This is a genomic window from Variovorax xiamenensis (assembly GCF_050916385.1).
In the GTDB taxonomy this organism is placed as follows: Bacteria; Pseudomonadota; Gammaproteobacteria; order Burkholderiales; family Burkholderiaceae_C; genus Variovorax.
This window is the reverse complement of the sequence record NZ_CP139038.1, coordinates 1,151,349-1,166,105: the sequence shown is the minus strand read 5'-3', so window position 1 is coordinate 1,166,105 and position 14,757 is coordinate 1,151,349. Positions and strand designations below refer to the sequence as shown.

Annotated in this window: 17 protein-coding genes and 1 other RNA gene; 8 read left to right on the top strand and 10 right to left on the bottom strand. The window is 68.2% G+C overall.

Translation table 11 applies throughout. The features are described from left to right. Positions 1 to 4 precede the first annotated feature (4 nt). From SFB74_RS04980 to SFB74_RS04970, 3 genes are all read right to left on the bottom strand, one after another. Positions 5 to 466, bottom strand: coding sequence for a MarR family winged helix-turn-helix transcriptional regulator (locus SFB74_RS04980; protein ID WP_093197081.1), 462 nt, complete (start codon positions 464 to 466; stop codon positions 5 to 7). A 174-nt stretch (positions 467 to 640) separates the two neighbouring features. Next, positions 641 to 969, bottom strand: an RNA gene (gene rnpB, locus SFB74_RS04975) — RNase P RNA component class A. A 24-nt stretch (positions 970 to 993) separates the two neighbouring features. Beyond that, positions 994 to 1,788 (bottom strand): AraC family transcriptional regulator, encoded by a 795-nt coding sequence (locus tag SFB74_RS04970; RefSeq protein ID WP_432729641.1) that lies wholly within the window; start codon positions 1,786 to 1,788, stop codon positions 994 to 996. A gap of 116 nt (positions 1,789 to 1,904) precedes the next feature. Between SFB74_RS04970 and SFB74_RS04965 the strand changes: the two genes are divergently transcribed. Continuing rightward, on the top strand, positions 1,905 to 2,801 hold the full coding sequence (locus SFB74_RS04965) for a DMT family transporter (protein ID WP_432729640.1): 897 nt from the start codon (positions 1,905 to 1,907) through the stop codon (positions 2,799 to 2,801). 6 nt (positions 2,802 to 2,807) lie between these two features. On the opposite strand, the gene SFB74_RS04960 is transcribed toward SFB74_RS04965, so the two are convergent. Continuing rightward, positions 2,808 to 3,860, bottom strand: coding sequence for a molybdopterin-dependent oxidoreductase (locus tag SFB74_RS04960; RefSeq protein ID WP_432729639.1), 1,053 nt, complete (start codon positions 3,858 to 3,860; stop codon positions 2,808 to 2,810). Positions 3,861 to 4,074: 214 nt separating this feature from the next. Here SFB74_RS04960 and msrB point away from each other — a divergent pair, with 214 nt between their 5' ends. The 7 genes from msrB (at position 4,075) to SFB74_RS04925 (ending at position 10,103) form a co-directional block, all read left to right on the top strand. Beyond that, entirely contained in the window at positions 4,075 to 4,587 is a 513-nt protein-coding gene (gene msrB / locus SFB74_RS04955; RefSeq protein WP_432729638.1) for a peptide-methionine (R)-S-oxide reductase MsrB, read from the top strand. A gap of 86 nt (positions 4,588 to 4,673) precedes the next feature. Beyond that, positions 4,674 to 5,594: a cysteine synthase A gene (gene cysK, locus SFB74_RS04950; RefSeq protein ID WP_432729636.1), complete on the top strand. Its 921-nt coding sequence runs from the start codon at positions 4,674 to 4,676 to the stop codon at positions 5,592 to 5,594. 151 nt (positions 5,595 to 5,745) lie between these two features. Further along, entirely contained in the window at positions 5,746 to 7,398 is a 1,653-nt protein-coding gene (locus SFB74_RS04945) for an NAD(P)/FAD-dependent oxidoreductase (RefSeq protein WP_432729634.1), read from the top strand. Continuing rightward, the gene (locus SFB74_RS04940; RefSeq protein WP_432729632.1) at positions 7,398 to 7,961 is read left to right on the top strand and encodes a VUT family protein; all 564 of its coding nucleotides are present in this window, start codon (positions 7,398 to 7,400) and stop codon (positions 7,959 to 7,961) included. Before SFB74_RS04945 ends, SFB74_RS04940 begins: the two co-directional genes overlap by 1 nt. A gap of 125 nt (positions 7,962 to 8,086) precedes the next feature. Then, positions 8,087 to 9,022 carry a ProQ/FINO family protein gene (locus SFB74_RS04935; protein ID WP_432729631.1) on the top strand — a complete coding sequence of 312 codons (936 nt, stop codon included), beginning with the start codon at positions 8,087 to 8,089 and terminating at the stop codon, positions 9,020 to 9,022. 98 nt (positions 9,023 to 9,120) lie between these two features. After that, complete coding sequence (locus SFB74_RS04930; protein ID WP_432729629.1) at positions 9,121 to 9,564, top strand: hypothetical protein; 444 nt, start codon at positions 9,121 to 9,123, stop codon at positions 9,562 to 9,564. After that, positions 9,561 to 10,103 carry a hypothetical protein gene (locus SFB74_RS04925; RefSeq protein ID WP_432729627.1) on the top strand — a complete coding sequence of 181 codons (543 nt, stop codon included), beginning with the start codon at positions 9,561 to 9,563 and terminating at the stop codon, positions 10,101 to 10,103. The genes SFB74_RS04930 and SFB74_RS04925 overlap by 4 nt, the downstream gene beginning before the upstream one ends. An 84-nt stretch (positions 10,104 to 10,187) precedes the next feature. Here the strand turns inward: SFB74_RS04925 and htpX are convergent, their stop codons facing one another. The 6 genes from htpX to SFB74_RS04895 all read right to left on the bottom strand — a co-directional run bounded on the left by htpX (position 10,188) and on the right by SFB74_RS04895 (position 14,586). Beyond that, positions 10,188 to 11,063: a protease HtpX gene (htpX, locus tag SFB74_RS04920; RefSeq protein WP_432729625.1), complete on the bottom strand. Its 876-nt coding sequence runs from the start codon at positions 11,061 to 11,063 to the stop codon at positions 10,188 to 10,190. 160 nt (positions 11,064 to 11,223) lie between these two features. Then, the gene (locus SFB74_RS04915) at positions 11,224 to 11,985 is read right to left on the bottom strand and encodes a DUF3025 domain-containing protein (RefSeq protein ID WP_432729624.1); all 762 of its coding nucleotides are present in this window, start codon (positions 11,983 to 11,985) and stop codon (positions 11,224 to 11,226) included. Further along, the gene (locus tag SFB74_RS04910; protein WP_432729622.1) at positions 11,982 to 12,794 is read right to left on the bottom strand and encodes an NYN domain-containing protein; all 813 of its coding nucleotides are present in this window, start codon (positions 12,792 to 12,794) and stop codon (positions 11,982 to 11,984) included. The genes SFB74_RS04915 and SFB74_RS04910 overlap by 4 nt, the downstream gene beginning before the upstream one ends. Continuing rightward, positions 12,791 to 13,822, bottom strand: a complete 1,032-nt coding sequence (pyrC, locus tag SFB74_RS04905) for a dihydroorotase (RefSeq protein ID WP_432729621.1) — start codon at positions 13,820 to 13,822, stop codon at positions 12,791 to 12,793. The genes SFB74_RS04910 and pyrC overlap by 4 nt, the downstream gene beginning before the upstream one ends. Continuing rightward, positions 13,819 to 14,361 (bottom strand): RNA polymerase sigma factor, encoded by a 543-nt coding sequence (locus SFB74_RS04900; protein WP_432729620.1) that lies wholly within the window; start codon positions 14,359 to 14,361, stop codon positions 13,819 to 13,821. Before SFB74_RS04900 ends, pyrC begins: the two co-directional genes overlap by 4 nt. A 3-nt stretch (positions 14,362 to 14,364) precedes the next feature. After that, a complete protein-coding gene (locus SFB74_RS04895; protein ID WP_432729619.1) occupies positions 14,365 to 14,586 on the bottom strand; it encodes a YgaP family membrane protein in 222 nt (73 codons plus the stop codon). Positions 14,587 to 14,757: the final 171 nt, after the last annotated feature.

The following is a 14,757-nucleotide window of genomic DNA, read 5'->3' as shown; positions in this document are numbered from 1 at the left end:
CGGGCTACCTGCGCCCTTCCTGCGATGGCGGCGGCGGCAGGCTCTGCACGGCGCGAACGCCCATGCGCTCCTCGAGCACGGCGAACACGCGCAGGCAGGCCGCGACATCTTCGTCGGACACGCCCTCGAAGAGCGAAACCCGCATCAGCGTCAGCGCGGCCTCGATGGGCTCGCAGACGGCCTGGCCGGCCTCGGTGAGATGGAGGGTCTTGGCGCGGCGGTCGGCCGGGTCTTCGCGGCGTTCGACGAGGCCGGCTTCCACCAGCTGGTCGACCGATCGCACCAGCGACGGGCCCTCGATGCCCAGCGCCTCGGCCAGCACGCCCTGGCGCACCTCGCCGTTCATGCGGCCGAGCATCACGATCGGGTAGGCCAGCGTCTGCGACACGCCCACATGAGCGACCGCCTTGTCCGCCGCCGCACGGTAGCCGCGCTGCAGCACCGCCAGCGACGTGCCGAGCCGCATCAGCGCCTGTTCGCGCGTCGGTTGGGAGGTGGATGGGTTGCTCAAGATAGTCGCCTATTAATTAGCATGCTATCGATTATACGGGTAACTACCAATCCCTGCAGGCGGCAAGGCTCGCGCCAGCCTTCAGGGCCGAAGGGCGCGAAAAAACCGAAAAGGGGGAGAAGAAGAAAAGTGTGAAGCCCGCCGATAAGCCGGATTCTGTGCACCGCAGGCCCCTTGCGGAACCTGCGGCGTGACCGCCATTACTCTGGGCCGCCTGTCACCAGACGGCTCGATGCCACCTACCCGCCAGCTCAGCGGAACCACCTCGATACTGGCCTACTTGGTGTTGCTGCGCGCAGAGATTGCCCGTTTCACCCGAACTTAATCGGCTCGTCTCTGTTGCTCTGATCCTCACCTCACGGTGGAGAGTCGTTAACTCCTGCGCTGTCCTGTGCAGTCCGGACGTTCCTCCAGTGCGGCCTTTCGGCACTTGCACCAGCGGCGGTCTGGCGTGCTTCACGGGGTGGATTATCGCCCGGCCTTCAGGCGACCCCACAGAACTCGCGCCGGTACTGCTCCGGCGTGGTGCCGGCCTCGCGCTGGAACATCGCGATGAAGGCCGACGCGGTGCTGTAGCCGAGGTCGAACGCGATCTCCTGCACCGTGCGCCCGGCCTCCAGCGCGTCGATGGCGCGCAGGAAGCGCAGCCGCTGGCGCCAGTCGCCGAATGACATGCCCAGCTCGCGCTGGCACTGGCGCGCGAGCGTGCGCTCGGTCATGTGCACGCTGTCGGCCCAGTCGGCCAGCGGGCGGTGGTCGCCGGGCTCGGCCTGCAGGGCGTCGAGCACCGAGACGAGCGCGGGCGACGCCGCCGCCGGCAGGTAGCAGCGCTGCACCTCGGCCAGCTCGAGCTGGTCGACCACCACATGCGCAAGGCGAAGGTCGGCCGGCGTCCGGGGCACGTGCAGGTCGCGCGCGGCGAAGTCGGCCAGCACGCTCTTGATGATCGGGCTGATGTGCACGGTGCAGGGCTCGGCGGGCAGGCGCCCGCACAGGTCGGGCGCGATGTAGATCGAGCGGTAGACGATGGCGTGCCGCGCGGTGCAGCTGTGCACCACCTTCGGCGGAATCCACACCGCGTACTGCGGCGGCGAAAGAAAGCGCATGCCCTCGGTGTCCATCTGCATGGTGCCGTGGGCGGCGTAGTTCAGGTGGCCCCAGCTGTGGCTGTGCGACGCGGCATGCGTGTCGGCGCCGATGTCGTCGTAGCGGAAGTAGAACGGGCCTTCCATGCCCTCCACGTCCTGGATGGCCAGGAGGCGCAGCTTGTCGGCCATGCGGTTCGGCTCCTTTGCGAAAGAGAGTCCGGAATGACGGACGGATTGTCCTGATTGAGCTATATGCCGCAGGACGGACAAATCGATGATAGCCCCGTACTCCAAGGACTGTCTTCATGTGGCAATACGCTTTTCCGCTGCTCGCCGTCGTCATCTGGTCGGGCAACACCGTCGTCAGCAAGATGGCGGCCGGCACCATCGCGCCGACCGAGATCAGCTTCTACCGCTGGCTGCTGGCCGCCGTGCTCTTCACGCCGCTGGCGCTGCGCCCGGTGCTGCGCAACTGGCGCGCCGTGCGCCCGCAGCTGGGCCGCATCGCGGTGCTCGGCCTGCTGGGCATGGTGGCCTACCAGAGCCTGGCCTACTACGCGGCCTACCTCACCACGGCCACGCACATGGGCATCATCGGCTCGCTCACGCCGATGATGGTGCTGGCGCTGTCGATCCTGCTGCTGGGCCAGCGGCTCACGGCCGGCGCGGTGGCGGGCTCGCTGGTGTCCATCGCCGGCGTGGCGGTGGTGGTGTCTTCGGGCGACCTCAGCACCCTGCTGAAGAGCGGCGCCAACATGGGCGACGGCCTGATGCTGCTGGCCATGCTGGCCTATGCCGTCTACGTGATCCTGCTCAAGCGCTGGGGCATGAAGGAAGTGCCCGCGCTGCAGCTGCTCTACCTGCAGATCGTGTTCACGGTGATCGCCCTGCTGCCGATGTACCTGCTGATGCCGAAGATGGGCCTGTCGGCCGCCAACCTGCCGCTGGTCGGCTTCGCGGGCCTCGGCGCCTCGATGCTCGCGCCGCTGATGTGGATGCACACCGTGGCCCACATCGGCCCGAGCCGCGCGAGCATGTTCTTCAACCTGATTCCGCTGTTCACCGTGATGATCGCGGCCGTGGTCATCGGCGAATCGCTGGCGGCCTACCACGCGGTGGGCGGTGTGCTCACGGTGGCGGGCGTGCTGTTGGCGGAGCTGTGGAAGGCGCCGCTGCGGCAGCGGCGCGCACTGGCCGGCTGATCTCGGTCAGGGGCCAAGGGTGGAGAACACCTCGATCGCGATCACGTTCGACACCGAGCGCCCCTGCTTCACCTCGCCCGGCACCACGAGCCGCGCGAAGCCGGTGGTGGTGGTGAGGTCCACACCGTTCATCTGGTAGGCGACCATGGCCGCCTTGCCGCCGAAGTTCGGATCGATCTCGCCCAGCGAGAGCGTGGCCCGGTAGCCGTCGCTGCCGGTGACCACCGCGAACATGCCCAGCGTCGCGTTCTTCGGCGTGGTGGGCAGCCCCAGCCCGCTCAGCAGCGTCCAGAGGCTGACCCCGTGGTACACGTTGGCGCCGATGGTCAGGTCGGGCGCGGGCGTCAGTCCCTTGAGCGCGGTGGCGTCGAAGCTCATCGAGGTGCCGACCTTGCCCGAGACGGCGAACGAGGTAGAGGTGCCGCCGCCCACGCCGGCCGCCGTCGTGGGCGCGGCCATCACGTCGAGCCGCACGAGGTTCGACACGTAGCGCCCGCCCTTCACGTCGCCTGGCGCCGTCACGCGGAACGGGCCGTCCGCCGTGCCCAGCGGGGCCGAGGTGCCCGACGTGGTCTCGGCGTATGCGACCACGCTCGGCTTGTTGCCGAAATCGGGGCTCAGTTCGCCGAGCGCGAACACAACCTTGTAGCCGTCGGCGCCGGTGGCCAGCAGGTAGCGGCTCAGCACGTCGTTCTTGATCGCACCATCGAGCTGGATGCCCGCGTCGCTCAGCAGCGGCCAGAGGCCGGCGCCGGTGTAGGTGTGCGTCTGCGGCCCGCTGCCGCTGGAGAAATTGACGGTCTGCGTGATGGGCGTGCGCGCCGCGAGATCGGCCTCAGTGAAGGCGGCCGGGCGGTCGACGGCGCCGCCGAGCTGGACCGCCGGTGCGGGAGCCGAGGCCGGTGGCGGCGCGGGCGGAGGTGGCGGAGCCGGTGTAGGCGCAGGCGCGGGAGCCGGCGCGATCGGAAAGAAAACACCGCCGTTGTTGTCGCCCCCTCCACCGCAACCCACGAGCAGCAGCGCGACCGCGCCCGGCACCCAGCCTCTGGACCAATCCATACCCAAGTCTCCATCCTCAATGTATTCAATCCGACATAGCGAAATGCGTTCTTCCGGCTGTAACCCGGTGCCTACCCGGCCCGAACTAAGGGGAGCAACGCTGCCGTCGGTCTTTCGACTGCCCTCTCGCAGCCGACTGGCGAATGTACATCGTTGTATTCCACAAAACATATCGAAAACGATATTCCGCTCCACCAACAGCTGAAAGCCAGATATGACGCAAGACACAGGACGCCGCTTCGCCATTGCCGCCGGAACCTCCGCGCTGGGGCTGGCCATTGCCCAGTTCTTCGGCTGGGGCTCACGCCCAGCGCAGGCGGCGGAGAACGAGAAATTCGAGGTCGCGCACACCGAGGCCGAATGGCGCAAGCTGCTCACGCCCAACCAGTTCGCGGTGCTGCGCCAGGAAGGCACCGAGCGGCCCTACACCAGCCCGCTCAACGACGAACACCGGGCCGGGCGCTTCAGCTGCGCCGGCTGCGCGCTCGACCTGTTCTCGTCGAAGACCAAGTTCGACAGCCGCACCGGCTGGCCGAGCTTCTGGCAGCCGCTGGACAAGGCCGTGGGTGAACGGCAGGACCGCTCTTTCGGCATGGCGCGCACGGAGGTGCACTGCCGCCGATGCGGCGGCCACCTGGGTCATGTGTTCGACGATGGCCCGAAGCCCACCGGCCTGCGCTACTGCATGAACGGCGTGGCGATGAAGTTCACCCCCGGGCCGGCATAGGGCTCGGTGGGCGAGGGGTCATGGGCTGGTCTCACAATGCGCGCTGTCCGTCCGACAAACGCATTGACTGATCCCAAGGAGATCCCATGAAGGCCCAGAACATCCTCCAGACCATCGGCAACACGCCGCACATTCGCATCAACCGGCTGTTCGGCAATGCGAAGCAGCAGGTCTGGATCAAGTCCGAGCGCGCCAACCCCGGCGGCTCGATCAAGGACCGCATCGCGCTCGCGATGGTGGAAGACGCCGAGAAGAGCGGCGCGCTCAAGCCCGGTGGCACCATCGTCGAGCCCACTTCGGGCAACACCGGCATCGGCCTGGCGATGGTGGCGGCCGTCAAGGGCTACAAGCTGATCCTGGTGATGCCCGACAGCATGTCGGTGGAGCGCCGCCGCCTGATGCTGGCCTACGGCGCCACCTTCGACCTGACGCCGCGCGCCAACGGCATGAAGGGCTCCATCGCCCGCGCCGAGGAAATCGTGGCCGGCACGCCCGGCGCATGGATGCCGCAGCAGTTCAACAACCCCGCCAACGTCGACGTGCACGTGCGCACCACGGCCGAGGAAATCGCCGCCGACTTCCCCGACGGCATCGACGTGCTGATCACCGGCGTGGGCACCGGCGGCCACATCACCGGCGTGGCGAAGGTGCTCAAGAAGAAGTGGCCGAAGCTGCAGGTGTTCGCGGTGGAGCCGGTGGCTTCGCCCGTCATCTCGGGCGGCCAGCCCTCGCCGCACCCGATCCAGGGCATCGGCGCGGGCTTCATTCCGAAGAACCTCGACACCTCGCTGCTCGACGGCGTGCTGCAGGTGGATGCCGAACCGGCCCGCGAAATGGCCCGCCGCTGCGCGCGCGAGGAAGGCGTGCTGGTGGGCATCTCCTCGGGCGCCACGCTCGCGGCCATCGCGCAGAAGTTGCCCTCGCTGGCGCCCGACGCGGTGGTGCTGGGCTTCAACTACGACACGGGCGAGCGTTACCTGTCGGTCGAAGGCTTCCTGCCGGCCTGAACTGGTTCACCCCCAGGCTGCGCGCACTTCGTGTCGCTGCGCCGCCCCCTTCCGGGGGCAACACCTGCGGCCCGGCAAAGCCGGCTCCGCGGTGTTCCACAAACAGCAAAGCTAAAATGGCCGCCTGCTTGATAGTCACAAGCCCCACGCCATGCTGAGAATCTCCGAACTCAAACTACCGCTCGACCACGCCCCCGAGGCACTGGTCGCACTGATCGCCAAGACGCTCGGCGTCCCCTCCGAGGCGATCGTTTCCCACAACGTCTACAAGCGCAGCTTCGACGCCCGCAAGGTCGACCTGCTCACCGTCTACATCTGCGACGTGCAGCTGGCGGACGCGAAGCTCGAGGCCAACCTGCTCGCGAAGCACGCGGGCCATCCGCACATCCAGAGCGCGCCCGACATGCGCTACACGCCGCCGGCCAGCGCGCCCGAAGGCCTGCCGTTGCGGCCCGTGGTGATCGGCTTCGGCCCCTGCGGCATCTTCGCGGCGCTGATGCTCGCGAAGATGGGCTTCAGGCCCATCGTGCTCGAGCGCGGCAAGACGGTGCGCCAGCGCACCCGCGACACCTGGGGCCTGTGGCGCAAGAGCGTCCTCAACCCCGAGTCGAACGTGCAGTTCGGCGAAGGCGGCGCCGGCACCTTCTCTGACGGCAAGCTCTACAGCCAGATCAAGGACCCGCGCTTCCTCGGCCGCAAGGTGATGGAAGAGTTCGTGAAGGCCGGCGCGCCACCCGAGATTCTTTACGTCGCGCATCCGCACATCGGCACCTTCAAGCTGGTGAAGGTGGTCGAGAACATCCGCGAGCAGATCGTGGCGCTGGGTGGCGAGATCCGCTTCGAGCAGCGCGTGACCGACGTGCGCATCGAGAACGGCCACCTTCGCGGCCTCACCGTGCTCGACCAGACGACCGGCCAGAGCAGCGAGCTGCGTGCCGACCACGTGGTGATGGCGCTGGGCCACAGCTCGCGCGACACCTTCGCGATGCTGCATGCGCGCGGCGTGCACATCGAGGCCAAGCCCTTTTCCATCGGCTTCCGCGTGGAGCATCCGCAGGGCCTGATCGACCGCGCGCGCTGGGGCCGCCATGCAGGCCATCCGCTGCTGGGCGCCGCCGACTACAAGCTGGTGCACCACGCGAGCAACGGCCGCTCGGTCTACAGCTTCTGCATGTGCCCGGGCGGCACCGTGGTCGCGGCCACCAGCGAGCCGGGCCGCGTGGTCACCAACGGCATGAGCCAGTACTCGCGCAACGAGCGCAATGCCAACGCGGGCATCGTGGTGGGCATCGACCCGCGCGACTACCCGGGTGACGCGCTCGCGGGTATCGCGCTGCAGCGCGAGCTCGAAAGCAACGCCTTCGTGCTCGGAGGCGGCGACTACCGCGCGCCCGGCCAACTGGTGGGCGACTTCATCGCCGGCAAGCCTTCCACCGCGCTCGGCAGCGTAGTCCCCTCGTACAAGCCGGGCGTGACGCCGACCGACCTGCACAAGGCCCTGCCCGCCTACGCCATCGAGGCGATGCGCGAGGCCTTCCCTGCCTTCGGCCGCAAGATCAAGGGCTTCGACACGCACGACGCGGTACTCACCGGCGTCGAGACGCGCACTTCGTCGCCCATCAAGATCACGCGCGGCGACGACTTCCAGAGCCTCAACGTGCGCGGGCTGTACCCGGCCGGTGAAGGCGCGAGCTACGCGGGCGGCATCCTGTCGGCCGGCGTGGACGGCATCAAGGTGGCCGAGGCCGTGGCACGCAGCGTGCTGGCCGAGTCCGAACGCGAACGCACCGCGGCGAACGCCTGATGCAGCAACAGTCCGCCATCCGCTTCGAGCACCCGACCCTGGGCCACCTGATCGTCGCCACGCTGGCGATGGCGGCCGTGGTGCTCGCCTCCAACATCCTCGTGCAGTTCGCCATCAACGACTGGCTGACCTGGGGCGCCTTCACCTATCCGGTGGCCTACCTCGTGAGCGATCTCGTCAACCGGCGCTTCGGCCCCGGCATGGCGCGTCGCGTGGCGTGGGTGGGCTTTGCCGTAGCAGTGGGTGTGTCGCTGCTGCTCGCGCCTGTGCGCATTGCGGCGGCTTCCGGGCTGGCCTTCATCGCCTCGCAGCTGCTCGACATCGGCGTCTTCGACCGCCTGCGCCGCGGCCTCTGGTGGCGCGCGCCGCTGGTGGCGACGGTGATCGCCGCGGTGCTCGACAGCATCGTGTTCTGGGGCATCGCCTTCGCGGGCACCGACGGCCCGTGGTTCACCTGGGCGCTGGGCGACCTCGCGGTGAAGCTGGCCGTCGGCGTGCTGATGCTGCTGCCGTTCCGGCTGCTGATCGGAAGGCAGGCTGCACGCGCCTCGGCGCTGACCTGAGCCGGCGATGACGACAGAAACGACAATGCGCCCAGCACCACATTCCGCCCGCCGCGCCGCATGCGCGAGCGCATCATCCAACTGAATTCCTTCCTGCTTTCGCGCCCCTGCGCCGAATCTCCAGAATGACCGAAGCAACCACCGCCAACCCGAACAACAAGTCGCGCCGCCCCCGTGGCGAGCGCCTGGACATGGCACAGCAACTGCAGGCCCTGCGGGGCGGCACCGAAGGCGCGACGACGGCGCCCGAAGCCACTGCAGACGCCGCTTCCGCCCCCACGCAGGCAAGGCAGCGCCCGCAGCAGCAGCAACATCAGCAACGCAAGCCGAGGAAGCCCCAGGCCCAGCAGCAGCAATCGCAGCAGAAGCAGCAACCGCAGCAGCCGGCGCGCCCGCAACGTAAGGTGCATCCCGCGCTCGAGCGCCTGTTCGAGCTGTACCCGAACCTGTTCGGCGCGCGCTTCCTGCCGCTGAAGCTCGGCGTGTACGAAGAGCTGATTGCCCGCCACCCCGAAGACTTCAAGGCCGAAGACCTCAAGGTGGCCATGGGCCTGCACGCACGCTCCACGCGCTACCTCGAAAGCGTGGCCGCCGGCCATCCGCGCCATGACCTCGACGGCAACGTCGCCGAGCCGGTGGCGCCCGAGCACGTGCACCACGCCATCCTCGAACTGCACCGCCGTCGCTCGCAGCGCACCGGCGAAGACCTACGCCCGCAACTCGTGGCACGCCTGGCCCGCGCCGTCGAAGCCTCGGGCCTCGACCGCGAGGCTTACGCCGTGCTGGTGCGCTCGCGCGACGCGAACAACAACGCCGTGCTCGACGAAGCCCTCGCCCAGCTGGCCGAACAGGCCGCCAAGCGCGAGGCGCTGCTGCGTGCCTTCGAGGCGAGTGGTCGCAGCGAGAAGGAGTTTGCGGAGATGTACGGCATGAACCCTGCCGAGGTGACGCGTACGCTGCAGCGCGTTCGGCGCGATCAGGCGGCAGCGGCTGCACAGGAAGCCGCAGTTGCAGGCGAAACTCCGGCGCCAGCACCCGACAGCACCGACGCGCAGGACTGATTTCACGGTCCGGTCACCAACATCAGCAGGCCGGAAACTTTTCCATACATTTTCAGTTACATTCCTCCGGCCCAATTTCGGGCGGAGGAGAAAAACAATTGAAAAGAGTCATCAGGCTGCTACTCGCAGCCGTGGCCGTTTCGGTGTTCGCGAGCGGTTGCGCGGTCAATCGCGCGACAGCCACCGTCGACCCCTCGGCCAATCTGGACAAGCTGCGCGTGGTGCAGGTCAAGAAGCTCGGAGGTGAAGACGGCACGGTCCAGGAACTGATCGCCGGCAACCTGCGCAAGCGCGGCCTCGAGGTAGTCGACAACGGCAAACCAACCGAACAGGTCGATGCCGTCGTGACCTACGTCGACAAGTGGTGGTGGGACATCACCATGTACCTGATGGAACTCACCGTCACGGTACGAGACCCGAAGTCCGATTTCCCGCTGGCGACCGGCAATTCGCTCCACACCTCGCTGACCCGTCTCTCGCCGCCGGAAATGGTCGACGAAGTGGTCGGCAACATCTTCAAAGCATCGGAAAAGCAGAAATGATTCACCACGCCTTTCGCCGCGCTGCTGCGCTGGCCACCCTCGCCGTTGTCGTCGTCCTCGCAGGTTGTGCCTCGCCGGCCAATCGCGATGCCATGACGGCTCCTCCCACCGCATCGAGCAAGAAGCTGCCCTATTCGCTCTCGGTCAAGACCGGCGGTGGCAACGAGACGAATCCCATGTGGAGCTCGGACATCGCCGATGACGACCTGCGCGCCGCCATCGAGAAATCGATCACCCAGTCGGCCTTGTTCAAGGAGATCGTCAAGGGCAAGAGCGGGGACTACGAGCTGTCGGTCGCGATCTCCAAGCTGACCAAGCCTTCTTTCGGCGCCGCGTTCACGGTCGACATGGAAGCGGGCTGGACGCTCATCAAGACCTCTGACAAATCGGTGGCAATGCGCCAGGTCATCAAGTCGACCTACACGGGTGGTGCGTTCGATTCGCTCGTGGGCACGACCCGCCTGCGCATGTCGGTGGAAGGTGCTGCGCGTAACAACATCAAGCAGGGCATGGCGGCCATCTCGGCACTCAATCTCTGAACGGGCACCACTCGCTTCGCCGAACGAAAAAGGGGCTGGTCAATCGACCAGCCCCTTTTTGTTTCCTGGTGACTCGCGAGCAGCTCAGCGCTGCGCGCTCTGCAGCGCCGCAATGCGCTCCTCGATCGGCGGGTGCGTGGCGAACAGCTTGCCGATGCTGCCCGTGATGCCCATGGCTTCCACCGCCTTCGGCAGTTCGCCGGCCGGCAGGCCGCCCAGGCGGGCGAGCGCGTTGATCATCGGCTGCTTCTGACCCATCAGCGCGGCGGCGCCGGCGTCGGCGCGGAATTCGCGCTGGCGCGAGAACCAGGCCACCACCATCGCGGCGGCAAAGCCCAGCACGATGTCGAGCACGATGGTGCTCACGTAGTAGCCGATGCCGGGGCCCGAGCTGCGGTCGTCGCCGCGGCGCAGGAAGCTGTCGACCGCATAGCCGATCACGCGCGACAGGAACACGACGAAGGTGTTCATCACGCCCTGGATCAGCGTCATGGTGACCATGTCGCCGTTGGCGATGTGCGCGACCTCGTGGCCGATGACGGCCTCGACTTCTTCGCGCGTCATGTTCTGCAGCAGGCCGGTGGACACGGCCACCAGCGACGAGTTCTTGAACGCGCCGGTCGCGAAGGCGTTGGGCTCGCCCTCGAAGATGCCGACCTCGGGCATGCCGATGCCGGCCTTGTCGGCGAACTTGCGCACCGTGCCGACGATCCAGGCCTCGTCGGGCGACTGGGGGTTGTCGATCATGTGCAGCCCGGTGGTCCACTTGGCCATGGGCTTGCTGATGAGCAGCGAGATGATCGCGCCGCCGAAACCCATCACCAGCGCGAAGCCGAGCAGCGCGGTCAGGTTGAGCCCGTTGGCCGTGAGGAAGCGATTGACGCCGAGCAGGCTAGCGACCACGCCGAGCACTGCGACGACCATCACGTTGGTCAGGACAAACAGAAGGATACGTTTCAAGTTGAATTCTCCGTGGGGAAACCTGCCACCCAGATGAGGGCCCCGGGGCCCTCTTCAAGCCGCATTCGAGCGGTTCGCGGCGTGGAAGCCCTGGGTGTTGTGCGTGTTCTGGGCGCTCCGGTCGGCAACCGCCGGTGGAGCCATGATAGGAGCAAAAGTTCTAGGCCCCCGGTATTCCCCGACCGGCCAAGGGCCTGAACACCTGCGGATCGTCATAGAACCCCGCTGCCTCGTTGTCGCCGCACCAGCCGGGGACGCCGAGCACCGGCAGCGGCACGAAGGGCTTGGCCTCGAGCCGCCGCGGGTCCAGCGCGGCGGCCACCGAGGCGTCGTCGAGCGCCGCCGGGCCGTCAGCGCCATGCACCGGCAGCAGCACATGCGCGGTGATCGGCTTGCGCGGCGTGACAAGCTTCTCGAGCAGCGCATGGCCGAAGAGCAGCAGCCGCGCCTCGCTCCACAACCCGCGCCGGCTGACGAAGAGCGTGTGCCAGTCGCGCGCGACCAGCGCCTGCCACAGCGCGGGCGGCGCATCGAGCAATGCGCCGTTCTCGTCGAACAGCGTGAGCGCGTCGCGCAGCGGACCGCGCGTGGCGCCGATGCCGTCGCGGGCGATCTCGCCGGCCTGCAGTTCGTTCAGGCGGCGCTTCGTCCGTGGAAAGGCGAGCCAGACCAGGCCGTTGAAAAAATCGTGCAGGTTGTCGCGGGTCGGAACCGTGCGGGTCTGGAAGACGTGGGCCTCATAGGCGTGCCCGACCGGCAGCGCGTCCTGCCTCACGAAATCGGGCGCCGATGCGTGCCCGATGCCCTGCAGGGCGGCTGCCACGCAGCCATCGTTGCGCGCGACCGCCCGCATTGCCGCCTCGCCATCGGCGCGATAGGGCGCGAGCCATGGCCGCGTCCAGTCGATCGCCGGCAGGGTCAAGGCGCCGGGGCGCCCGTCCAGCGGATGCGGTCGGGGTGCTGCATCAGCGAGAACTCCGCCGTGAGCTTCTCGAAGAGCTTGAGCGAGCTGCTGTTCTTGCCGAGCAGGCCGGCCGTGCGCAGGGCCTTGGCCACGTCGTTGAGCGGCACGTCCTTGCCGCTGCGCAGAGCCGGAGCGGCCTGCAGGATGAATTCGGCGGCTTCCGACGGAGGCGGCGGTTGCTGGGGCTGCGGCTCTGGCTTGCTGGCGGCCTTCGCGGTGGTCTTGCGCGCCGCCGTCTTCGCCGCGGCCTTCTTCGCGGCGGGCGCGGCCTTGGCACGCGTGGTCTTGGCAGCGGCCGTCTTCTTCGCCGGCGCCGTACGGGCCGCCGGCTTGGCGACGGCGTTGTGCGCGATGTCCGTGAAGGCGTCGTAGATGCCGACCGTCTCCTCGCCCGTCTTGCCCTGCTGGCCGATGCCGCAGACGCGGCAGCCCTTCTCGCGCAGCCGGATCACGAGCGGCGCGAAGTCGGAGTCGGAGGACACCAGCACCACCACGTCGGGCCGCTCGGCGATGGCGAGGTCGATCGCATCGACCGACAGCGCGATATCGGTGCTGTTCTTGCCGGCCGACAGGTTCACCATCGGCCGCACCGAGAGGCGCTTGAAGAGCGCCTGCCGGTTCACCGCCATCTCGGCGTTGCAATACGCGCGGCGCACGTGGATGGCGCCGTATTCGTCCATGGTGCGCTGCACCGCCTGCTCGATCACCTCGGCCGACACATTGTCGGCGTCGATCAGCAGCATCACGCGCAGCGAGGGAATCGTCATGCCAGCTTCCAGTTGACGGTCTCGCCGCCGCGCAGCGGCTTGAGCGTGGCGTCGCCGTAGGGCACGGTCTCCGGCACCGTCCAGCTCTCGCGCTTGAGCGTGATGGTGTCGGTGTGGCGCGGCAGTTCGTAGAAATCGGGGCCGTGGAAGCTCGCGAAGCCTTCGAGCTTGTCGAGCGCGCCCGCGTTGTCGAAGGCCTCGGCGTACAGCTCGATGGCGGTGAGCGCGGTGTAGCAGCCGGCGCAGCCGAGCGCGTGTTCCTTCAGGTGGGCCGGGTGCGGCGCGCTGTCGGTGCCCAGGAAGAAACGGTCGCTGCCGCTGGTGGCCGCCTCGACCAGCGCCACGCGGTGCGTCTCGCGCTTGAGCACGGGCAGGCAGTAGTAGTGCGGGCGGATGCCGCCGGTGAAGATGGCGTTGCGGTTGTAGAGCAGGTGGTGCGCCGTGATGGTGGCTGCCGTGAACCGGTCGGCGTCGCGCACGTAGTGGGCGCCTTCCTTCGTGGTCAGGTGCTCGAACACCACCTTCAGCTCGGGGAAGTCGCGGCGCAGCGGGATCATCACGCGGTCGACGAACACCGCCTCGCGGTCGAACAGGTCGATGGCCGGGTCGGTCACCTCGCCGTGCACCAGCAGCAGCAGGCCGTGCTTCTGCATGGCCTCGAGCGTCTTGTAGGTCTTGCGGATGTCGGTCACGCCGGCATCGCTGTTGGTGGTGGCGCCGGCCGGGTAGAGCTTGAGGGCGCGCACGCCGGCCTCGGCGGCCAGCGCGATTTCCTCGGGCGGCAGGTTGTCGGTGAGATAGAGCGACATCACCGGCTCGAAGCCCGTGCCGGCGGGCACGGCGGCGCGGATGCGGTCGCGGTACGCCACGGCCTGCGCGGCGGTGGTCACGGGGGGGCGCAGGTTGGGCATGATCAGCGCGCGGCCGAACTGGCGGGCGCTGTGGGGAACGACGGCTTCGAGGGCGGCGCCATCGCGCACGTGCAGGTGCCAGTCGTCGGGGCGGGTGATCGTGAGGGTGTCTGTCATTGCGGGCCGATTGTCGCATCGGCCCCCAGCAGGTACTCGCGCACCAGCGTGCGTGCGCGGTGCAGCCGGCTCTTGACGGCGCCCGCCGGCTCGCCCAGCCGTTCGGCGATCTCGGCGATGGTCAGCTCCTCGAAATCGCGCAGCAGCACCACCTCGAGGTAGTGCGCGGGCAGCGATTCGAGCGCGTGGGTCAGGTCCAGCCGCAGCGCGGCGTCGCCACGGCTGGCCAGTTGCCGCTCGGCCACGTCGTCGTCGAGCGGGTCGTGGCGGAACATCGCGCGCTGCAGCCTGAGGCATTCGCGCCGGATGACGGTGAAGAGCCACGACGAGAACGCCGCCGCGGCCTTCAGCCCCCGGACCTTGCGCGCGATGACCAGCAGCGACTCCTGCACCGCGTCGTCCACGTCGCTGGCCTGGCAGTGCCGCCAGGCGTAGCGGCGCGCGTCGGCCTGGCAGACCGCGAGCAGGTTCGCAATGGCCGCCGGGTCGCCAGTCTGCGCGGCATGGATCAGGCCGGTGCGGTCGGCGCCGGAGGCCATCGTTCAGCGCCCTTCCCTGCCGTCGAGCTTGCGCCCGACCATGGCGCACATGGGGCAGAAGCCGAACAGGCCCGTCAGCGCGAGCATCGCGCCCATGAGGGCGATGGCCACGGCGAGCCCGAAGCCGGCGGTGCTCCAGCCGATGGCGGCGAAAGCGAGGCCGGCGAAGCCCATGACGATGCGCAGCGCGCGTTCCCAGCCGGGGAGGTTCTTGGCGTAGAGCATGGCGATTCCTTCGATCCTTTTGAGTGCATGAGGAAGACCCTCGGGCACAGAGAGGCGTCGAACCCGCCAGACGGTTCGCGGGAATGCGCAAATTTTCCACGCGGACGAAAAAAAGCCCGCCGGGCGCCCACCAGGTGCCGTCTACCTACGCGCGATCGGCCACGCGGACGG

What these genes read in the sequence shown, in the direction of transcription:
- msrB (WP_432729638.1), top strand. Translation starts at nt 4,075, where the DNA reads ATGACGCAAGACACAGGACGCCGCTTCGCCATTGCCGCCGGAACCTCC.
- SFB74_RS04940 (WP_432729632.1), top strand. Translation starts at nt 7,398, where the DNA reads ATGCAGCAACAGTCCGCCATCCGCTTCGAGCACCCGACCCTGGGCCAC.
- SFB74_RS04935 (WP_432729631.1), top strand. Translation starts at nt 8,087, where the DNA reads ATGACCGAAGCAACCACCGCCAACCCGAACAACAAGTCGCGCCGCCCC.
- SFB74_RS04970 (WP_432729641.1), bottom strand. Translation starts at nt 1,788, where the DNA reads ATGGCCGACAAGCTGCGCCTCCTGGCCATCCAGGACGTGGAGGGCATG.
- SFB74_RS04960 (WP_432729639.1), bottom strand. Translation starts at nt 3,860, where the DNA reads ATGGATTGGTCCAGAGGCTGGGTGCCGGGCGCGGTCGCGCTGCTGCTC.
- cysK (WP_432729636.1), top strand. Translation starts at nt 4,674, where the DNA reads ATGAAGGCCCAGAACATCCTCCAGACCATCGGCAACACGCCGCACATT.
- SFB74_RS04900 (WP_432729620.1), bottom strand. Translation starts at nt 14,361, where the DNA reads ATGGCCTCCGGCGCCGACCGCACCGGCCTGATCCATGCCGCGCAGACT.
- SFB74_RS04925 (WP_432729627.1), top strand. Translation starts at nt 9,561, where the DNA reads ATGATTCACCACGCCTTTCGCCGCGCTGCTGCGCTGGCCACCCTCGCC.
- SFB74_RS04980 (WP_093197081.1), bottom strand. Translation starts at nt 466, where the DNA reads ATGCGGCTCGGCACGTCGCTGGCGGTGCTGCAGCGCGGCTACCGTGCG.
- SFB74_RS04965 (WP_432729640.1), top strand. Translation starts at nt 1,905, where the DNA reads ATGTGGCAATACGCTTTTCCGCTGCTCGCCGTCGTCATCTGGTCGGGC.
- SFB74_RS04895 (WP_432729619.1), bottom strand. Translation starts at nt 14,586, where the DNA reads ATGCTCTACGCCAAGAACCTCCCCGGCTGGGAACGCGCGCTGCGCATC.
- pyrC (WP_432729621.1), bottom strand. Translation starts at nt 13,822, where the DNA reads ATGACAGACACCCTCACGATCACCCGCCCCGACGACTGGCACCTGCAC.
- SFB74_RS04910 (WP_432729622.1), bottom strand. Translation starts at nt 12,794, where the DNA reads ATGACGATTCCCTCGCTGCGCGTGATGCTGCTGATCGACGCCGACAAT.
- SFB74_RS04945 (WP_432729634.1), top strand. Translation starts at nt 5,746, where the DNA reads ATGCTGAGAATCTCCGAACTCAAACTACCGCTCGACCACGCCCCCGAG.